Here is an 8257-nt window from a genome sequence, read left to right as displayed (position 1 = left end):
AGTATACATTTAATCAAATAAATATTTTGAAATCCGTAGGTGATCAATTAAAGAATGGCACTAAAGAGCTACCGGTTCCTGATATGTTAAGTCTAATGGAACACCATGTTGATGGTATAAAATCAAAGATAGCCCTTGGGCAAGGAATTACGGAGTTTCTCAAGGGAAAAAAAGATAAAATCAACGAAATTGAAGTTTCTACAGTAGGGAGTAAAACGAGAAAAATTGCTGAAATAAATGAAGTTATAACTAATATTAACAGTCTGGTTCTTTCTTGCAAAGAACCACTGTCTGCAACTAACGTAGCACGGCTCGTCTAGCTTACATTGCAGCACAGTGGCACCATACTCGTCATACTTCAAGCGGCATGTCCGTCGGTCGTTTTCCTGCAACTCGAACTATTTAGGGTATACAAAAATCAAACATATCCCATCATCTGTAATAACCGTTGCGCTTGCTGCACCGCATCTTGCCGGTGGGCAACGCCCAATTTTTGATACAAATTACGAATGTGGGTTTTAATGGTGGTGGCCGCGACATCTAACTCGCTGGCTATCTGGTCGTTGCTGTAACCGGAGTAAATCAGCCCCAAGACCTGCCATTCCCTTTGGGTTAGCGGGCTGGTGCGGATCAGTTCTGGCACTTGCGGGTGAGTCAGTAGCTTATCGACGAAGATCTCATCGAAATGAGCAAATTTATGCCGATGATGCTGATTAATGTCTTTCAGAATGCGCTGGGCACGATGCTGCTCTAGCTCGGGTAATGCATTGAGTTGAATCAGTTGGCGTAGCTGTTGCGCCATCGCTTCACCTTCAATCACAAAATGGCTGATAAAACCGGTGCGGTTAGCGAGTGACAGTGATTCAATCAGCGCTTTTTGTGCCTCGCTTTTTCGTTCGGTTTGCCAGTAAAGAGTGTTACTTAACAATAGATTACGGTTAAGATCGCTGGTGAGACGCAAGCGGCGAGCATTCTCATTGAGTTCGTCCAGCACCACTTCCGCTTCATTAAAACGGCCTAACATAATCTGTATCCGCGCAATGTTGCGCCACTGGCCCTGTAAAAAGTGGTTATCGGCCATGCCCGGTTTTTCGGCCTGACGCAGCCAATTTGCCGCAGCGGCTTTGTCGCCCGTCATTTGCCAGTGAATAACCCGTGGCTTATCAGCATTGGTAATCCAATCAAGATGATATTGGCTACCATGTTGCAGTGCCTCGCAGCGCTGAATATACATGTTGGCGTTATCCAAATCACCACGCGCCAATGAGCATTTAGCTAACATCGCCAGACACTGTAATTGCTGCTGTGGCTGGTAATTCACCAGAATTTCTATACCTTTACGCGCCGCTTCTTCGGCTTCATCCAGTCGTGACCACGACCACAATACCTGAGAGCGAATGCGCAACAGGAACTCGTGCATCGGCAGTTGTTCAAGATGTTGTTCATGAATTAAATCAAAGGCTTTATCTTGCGTTTCATAAGCTGCTTGCAGGAATCCTTGTGCGATCAGAATTTCACTTTGCTGCAATAAGGCCCATAAAGCATAGTGATAGGCTTCGTGGCGGCGCGCCATTTGCTCGGTTTGCTGCATCATCGGCAATGCGCGGCTCAACTCCCCTTTGCAATGATGAACTTCACCGGTGACTGAAGTGGCGACAATACGGCTGTAGAAGTTTGCCATTGGCAGATATTTTAGCGCCTCTGTTGCCAGCTTTTCGGCTTCTTCCGGTTTGCCGGCATTGATGGCCACCTGAGCGCGTAACGCGTCGAATTCGGCCCGCAAAATCTCATCAATAGGAATTTTACGTTCCTGCATTGCCGATTCCGCGCGCTCAAGCAAGGTGTTAACTTCACCGTAGCGATGCTGACTTTGTGCCAGCCAGGCCTGTAGCAGCGCCAGTTCAGGATTTTGTACCAATAAAGAATAGGGCAGCGCGACCAGACATTGTTCCAGCAGGGCTAACTCACTGTGGTTAAACAGCGTCCAGGCGTGTTGCAACAAGATATCGCGCAGCATGCCGACATCACCCGCCGCTAATGCATGGTGAATAGCTTCCGCCGGATAGCCCAGCGCCATCCAACCTTCAGCCGCCGCATGGTGCAACTCTGGCAACTCTAATGCCAGTTCCCACTGGCAGCGCTGGCGCAGGAAAGTGGCGAACAATGGATGGAAACAGAACCATTCGCCGCTATCATCCATGCGATGAATAAATAGGCCCTGGCGCTCCAACTCTTCCAGCCGTTGTTGGCCGTTATCTTCGCCAGTCAGGCGCACAATCAGAGCATCATTCATCGAGCGCAAAACCGAACAACGCAGCAGGAAGGCGCGTGCATCGCTATCGACCTGATCTAGCACTTCATCGACCAGATAGTCTGACAAATGGCTGGCATTTAGACCTGCCAGTCGTTTTGCTGATTTTTGTGCCGAGGAGTTGGGCTGGCGAGATGATAACGCGATCAATTGCAGCGCCGTCGCCCAGCCTTCAACTTCATCACACAGGCGGCTGCTATCACCTTGTTCCAGCGGCACGGAGAGGCGGCAATCAAAGAATTGCTGCGCTTCCTGATGGTTAAATGCCAATTGCTGCATACCTAATTCCAACAACTGGTCGCGGACCCGCAAGTTGGCAATCCCCAGTGGCGGCAAGGTACGCGACAGCATAATCAATGTCAGATTTTCTGGCTGATGGCGCAGGAAAAAGCGCATAGCTTCATGGATGGCATCATTGGTAATCAGATGATAATCATCAATAACCAGATACAGCGGGCCATCCCACTCGGACAGCTCGATAAATAATTGTGCGAACAGCGCAGAGAGGCTGGCATATTGATGCTTTTGGCTTATGGCCTCACTTTTGCTGCAATGGCCTCTGGTCGCCAATTGGATCGCTGCCACTAAATAGGTCGCAAAACGTTCGGGCTGATTGTCACTTTCATCGAGTGAATACCACCCGAGGTCGGACTGATCCGCGGCCCACTGAGCGATCAACGTCGTTTTGCCATACCCCGCCGGGCAATTGATTAAGGTCAGACGGTAATTTGCGACGCCTGATAACTTAACTAACAGGCGATCACGTATCACGGTATTTTGCAGCCGTACCGGGCGGCTCAGTTTTGATGGGATCAGCATGCTATGTCCGGTTTTAAAGAGATCCGGTGAGAAGACGTCCTGGCGATTGATATGTCCATTTGTAGGAAGTTGTTACAGGCATTCATAAGAGTAATTATTTTTAGCCTCGTAATTAATCAGCACTGCTAAGGTCTGATAACAGCCATCTTATTGCAATAGAGTTAATGTTTCCTATGGCTGTAAGTTGCACCGGATCACAATTTTAGCTACGCCCTGCGACTCATCCCCAGCTAATCGTCCGGCGGGATGATGCTCTTGTCAGTTCTCATTGGCAGGATAAGGGTAAAATTACCCCACTCACAGGATAGAGACCTCCCTATGTCACAGCCTATGCTTAAAAAGGACGATTTTCTGGCCGCACTTGCCCGCCAGTGGCAGCGCTTTGGCTTAACCTCCGCTCAGCACATGACCCAACACCAATGGTGGGAAGCGGTCAGTGCAGCATTAGCCGAACAGTTGTCTGCTCAGCCCGCCCCTGGTAAAGCCAAAAAAGTACAGCGCCATGTTAACTACATTTCAATGGAGTTTTTAATTGGTCGTTTAACCGCCAATAACCTGATTAATCTGGGTTGGTATGACCAAGTGGAGGCGCTGTTAGCTGAGCAGCAGGTTAGTCTGAGTGACCTGTTAGAGCAGGAAACCGACCCGGCATTGGGCAATGGTGGCTTGGGGCGTCTGGCGGCTTGTTTCCTCGACTCGATGGCGACAGTTGAGCAGCCCGCCACCGGTTATGGTCTGAATTATCAATACGGCTTGTTCCGTCAATCTTTCAGTGAATGTAAGCAGCAGGAAGCGCCGGATAATTGGCAGCGCGAGAGCTACCCGTGGTTCCGCCACAATGCCGCGCTGGCGGTGGATGTCGGTTTTGGTGGCAAGCTGGAGAAACAAGCGGATGGCCGTCAGTTATGGCGTCCGGCCTTTACCTTACGTGGTGAAGCCTGGGATTTACCGGTGCTGGGTTTTCGTAACGGCATCACTCAGCCATTGCGCTTATGGCAGGCAACTCACCAGCATCCATTTGATTTAACAGACTTTAATGACGGTAAATTCCTGCAGGCCGAAAAAAACGGTGTTGAAGCAGAAAAGCTGACTAAAGTGCTGTATCCGAATGACAACCATCTGGCCGGTAAACGCCTGCGGCTGATGCAGCAATATTTCCAGTGCGCTTGTTCGGTGGCGGATATCTTACGTAAGCACCATTTGGCAGGCCGCAAGCTGGCTGAACTGCCGGATTATGAAGTTATTCAGTTGAATGATACCCACCCGACTATCGCCATTCCTGAAATGCTGCGCGTATTGTTGGATGAACATCAGCTTAGCTGGGATGCGGCTTGGGCTATCACCAGTAAAACCTTCGCCTATACCAACCACACTTTGATGCCAGAAGCCCTTGAGTGCTGGGATGAAAAACTGGTGCGCAGCTTGCTGCCACGTCATTTTGTCATCATCAAGCAGATCAATGCGCAATTTAAGAAGTTGGTCGATAAGCAATGGCCGGGCGATGAAGAAGTTTGGGCCAAGCTGGCAGTCCACCATAATAAGCAGGTGCGGATGGCCAATCTGTGCGTGGTGAGCGGCTTTGCGGTCAACGGTGTCGCGCAGTTGCACTCAGATTTGGTTATCAAAGATTTATTCCCTGAATACTATCAGTTGTGGCCAAATAAATTCCACAACGTTACCAATGGCATTACACCACGCCGCTGGTTGAAGCAATGTAACCCGGCACTGTCTGGTTTGATTGACGACACATTAAAAGTGGAATGGGCGAATAATCTGGATGCATTAGCCGGGCTTGAGCCTTATGCCGAAGATAAGGCTTTCCGCACTCGCTATCAGCAGATCAAATACGACAATAAAGTTAAGTTAGCTGAATATGTTAAGCGCGTGATGGGGATAACCATTAATCCGAATGCCATCTTCGATGTGCAGATTAAGCGCTTGCATGAATATAAACGTCAGCATTTGAATCTGTTACATATTCTGTCGCTGTATCGCCAGATCCGCGACAACCCAAATCTGGACATCGCGCCGCGAGTGTTCCTGTTTGGTGCCAAAGCTGCGCCGGGATATTATTTAGCCAAGAATATTATTTATGCAATCAATCAGGCTGCTGAGAAGATCAATAATGATCCGATCGTTAAAGATCGTCTGAAAGTGGTCTTTATCCCGGATTACAAAGTTTCGGTTGCCGAGTTGATGATTCCCGCGGCGGATGTGTCCGAGCAGATTTCAACTGCGGGCAAAGAAGCCTCCGGCACTGGCAATATGAAACTGGCACTGAATGGCGCATTGACGGTGGGTACGCTGGACGGCGCTAACGTCGAGATTGCTGAACAGGTGGGTGATGAGAATATCTTTATTTTCGGCAACACTGTTGAACAGGTAAAAGCCATTCTGGCGAAAGGTTATAAGCCACAGGCTTATTTGAAAGCCGACGCACATCTGAAAAGCATTCTGGATGAGCTGGCCAGCGGTGCATTTAGCCAAGGTGATAAGCACGCATTTGACATGATGTTGCATAGCTTGTTGGAAGGGGGCGACCCTTATCTGGTATTGGCTGATTTTGCTTCATATTGTCAGGCACAGCAGCACATTGATGCCCTGTACCGCGATAAGGATGAATGGACCCGCCGTACCATTCTTAACACTGCACGGGTAGGGATGTTCAGTTCTGACCGTTCAATTCGCGATTATCAAACGCGGATCTGGCAAGCTAAACGTTAAGGAGAAGACTGCATGGATCGTAAATCGCTCGATCAAGCAGCGACACTGGCAGGGATTGCCGCCAACTATATTAATGCGCATGGTAAGTCGCAGGCTATTTCGGCACAAACCAAGCAGCAGTTGTTGGCGGCCATGGGGCGCACCAGTGTGCCCCCAGATTCTCAGACAGAAAAAGCACCATTACCACCGGTAAAAATATTTACTTTTGGCAGCGCAATGCAACTGCCAATGGCGGGTTCAGGCGATTACCACTGGCAGTTACAGACCGAAAAAGGTGATTTGCATCAGGGGCGTATCAGTGCCAAAAAAACGCTGACATTGCCGGCTTCTCTGCCGCAAGGCTATCACCGCTTGGTATTGGAACAAGGCTTACAGCAGTGGCAGTGCTCGATTATCGTCGCGCCAAAACGTTGCTATGAGCCAGATGCCCTGCTGGCGGGGAAAAAGCTCTGGGGAGCCTGTGTTCAGCTCTATACCCTGCGCTCCGATCATAACTGGGGTATCGGTGATTTTGGCGACCTCAATCAGATGTTGGAGCAGGTCGGTGAGCGCGGTGGGGCCTTTATTGGGCTTAACCCGATTCATGCGCTGTATCCGGCCAATCCACACAGTGCCAGCCCTTACAGCCCTTCTTCCCGGCGCTGGCTGAATGTGATTTATATCGACGTCAATCGCGTGGATGAATTCCAGCATAGTGAGGCGGCGCAGAGCTGGTGGCATCAGCCTGAGACACAAAACGCACTGACGAAAGCGCGTGCCAGTGAATGGGTTGATTATCCGCAGGTCATGCAACTCAAATTGACCGCTTTGCGTTTGGCTTTCCCGCTTTTTACGGCGCGCAAAACCAAAGATGTACGGGTGCAGGCATTTCATCGTTTTGTTGAACAGGGCGGAAGCAGCCTGCATCAACAGGCCGCTTTTGATGCTTTGCATGCTCATTTGAGTAAAAACGACCCCATGATGTGGGGTTGGCCGGTGTGGCCGGAAAAATATCGTGATGGGCACAGCAGTGCTGTGGCTGATTTCTGTCGTGAGCATGCCGATGAAGTGAACTTCTATCTGTGGCTACAGTGGTTGGCGGCCAGCCAGTTTGAGGATTGCTTCCGTGCCAGTCAAACACGGAAAATGCCGCTGGGGTTGTATCGTGATTTAGCGGTTGGTGTTGCAGAAGGCGGCGCTGAAACCTGGTGCGATCGTGAGTTATATTGCCTTAAAGCTTCAGTGGGGGCACCGCCCGATATTTTAGGGCCGCTGGGCCAGAACTGGGGATTGCCACCCATGGACCCGCATGTCATGGCGGCGCGGGCTTATCAGCCTTTCATTGATTTGTTGCGGGCCAATATGACCAGTTGTGGCGCGCTGCGTATTGATCACGTGATGGCGTTATTGCGTCTGTGGTGGATTCCTTACGGCCAAACGGCGGATCAAGGGGCTTATGTCAAATACCCGGTCGATGATCTGCTGGCGATATTAGCGTTAGAAAGTCAGCGCCATCGCTGCATGGTGATTGGTGAAGATTTAGGTACAGTGCCGGTTGAGATTGTCGGCAAGCTGCGCGACAGCGGGGTGTATTCCTATAAAGTGCTCTATTTTGAGCATGACAGCGAAAACACCTTCCGTGCGCCACAGTCTTATCCGGTACAAGCAATGGCAACCATTACAACTCATGATCTGCCGACGCTACGCGGTTATTGGCAAAGTGATGATTTGACGTTGGGGAATAAGCTGGGGCTATATCCGGACCAGCAGATATTGAAACAGCTTTATCTTGATAGAGAACGTGCGAAACAAGGCTTGCTGGAAGGGTTGCATCATTATGATTGCGTACCAAAGAAAGTGGGTCATAAAGCGTCGTTGCTGTCGATGAGCCCGGTACTTAATCGTGGGTTGCAGCGTTATGTTGCCGACAGCGCCAGTGCATTATTGGGTTTGCAGCCGGAAGATTGGCTGGATATGGCGACACCGGTCAATATCCCCGGTACCAGTGATGAATATCCAAACTGGCGGCGAAAGTTGACGGCAACATTGGAAGAGATGTTTGCCGATGACCAGGTTAATCGTTTATTGAAAGATTTGGATAAGCGCCGCAAGAATGTTTCAGCGGGGTGATTCCCAGGTGATTCAGGAAAAGTATAAGAAGCAAAAGGGGGGAGAAATCCCCCTGGATGTGATGACAAAATCAGCAATCAAACTGGTGAGCCAAGGGTTTACCGTGCCTATGGGCACTCCGGCGACCTAAGCCGCTACGACCCCAACGGCACGATCTGACTTTGTCAGCATTGATAAAGATATTAGCCAAAGTCATTGGTGTTACAGCAAGGCAGCAAACGAGCAAATCCCGATGAGCTGACTCAGGTCAGTGATTCGGGTGCGCGAGTGCTGCTAACACAGCTGTAGCGCCAG

General features: G+C 49.9%; 4 protein-coding genes. 3 read left to right on the top strand and 1 reads right to left on the bottom strand.

Features of this window, described 5'->3' with window-relative positions; genetic code table 11:
* The coding region (locus HU019_RS04950) for a hypothetical protein (protein ID WP_174850478.1) at positions 1–320 on the top strand (320 nt) is incomplete at its 5' end.
* 98 nt (positions 321–418) lie between these two features.
* On the opposite strand, the gene malT is transcribed toward HU019_RS04950, so the two are convergent.
* Positions 419–3130 carry an HTH-type transcriptional regulator MalT gene (malT, locus tag HU019_RS04945; protein WP_174847971.1) on the bottom strand — a complete coding sequence of 904 codons (2712 nt, stop codon included), beginning with the start codon at positions 3128–3130 and terminating at the stop codon, positions 419–421.
* 318 nt (positions 3131–3448) lie between these two features.
* Between malT and malP the strand changes: the two genes are divergently transcribed.
* Both malP and malQ read left to right on the top strand, forming a co-directional pair.
* Positions 3449–5854: a maltodextrin phosphorylase gene (gene malP, locus HU019_RS04940; protein WP_174847970.1), complete on the top strand. Its 2406-nt coding sequence runs from the start codon at positions 3449–3451 to the stop codon at positions 5852–5854.
* A gap of 12 nt (positions 5855–5866) precedes the next feature.
* Entirely contained in the window at positions 5867–7963 is a 2097-nt protein-coding gene (gene malQ, locus HU019_RS04935) for a 4-alpha-glucanotransferase (protein ID WP_174847969.1), read from the top strand.
* The last annotated feature ends 294 nt before the right edge of the window (positions 7964–8257 follow it).

Source organism: Yersinia artesiana (assembly GCF_902726545.1).
GTDB classification, from domain to species: Bacteria; Pseudomonadota; Gammaproteobacteria; order Enterobacterales; family Enterobacteriaceae; genus Yersinia; species Yersinia artesiana.
The sequence above is the reverse complement of the archived record's forward strand: the minus strand, read 5'-3'. Positions and strand labels throughout refer to the sequence as shown.

Bases quoted from the DNA above. Each gene is read 5' to 3' on its own strand.
- malT (WP_174847971.1), bottom strand. From the start codon at position 3,130: ATGCTGATCCCATCAAAACTGAGCCGCCCGGTACGGCTGCAAAATACC.
- malP (WP_174847970.1), top strand. From the start codon at position 3,449: ATGTCACAGCCTATGCTTAAAAAGGACGATTTTCTGGCCGCACTTGCC.
- malQ (WP_174847969.1), top strand. From the start codon at position 5,867: ATGGATCGTAAATCGCTCGATCAAGCAGCGACACTGGCAGGGATTGCC.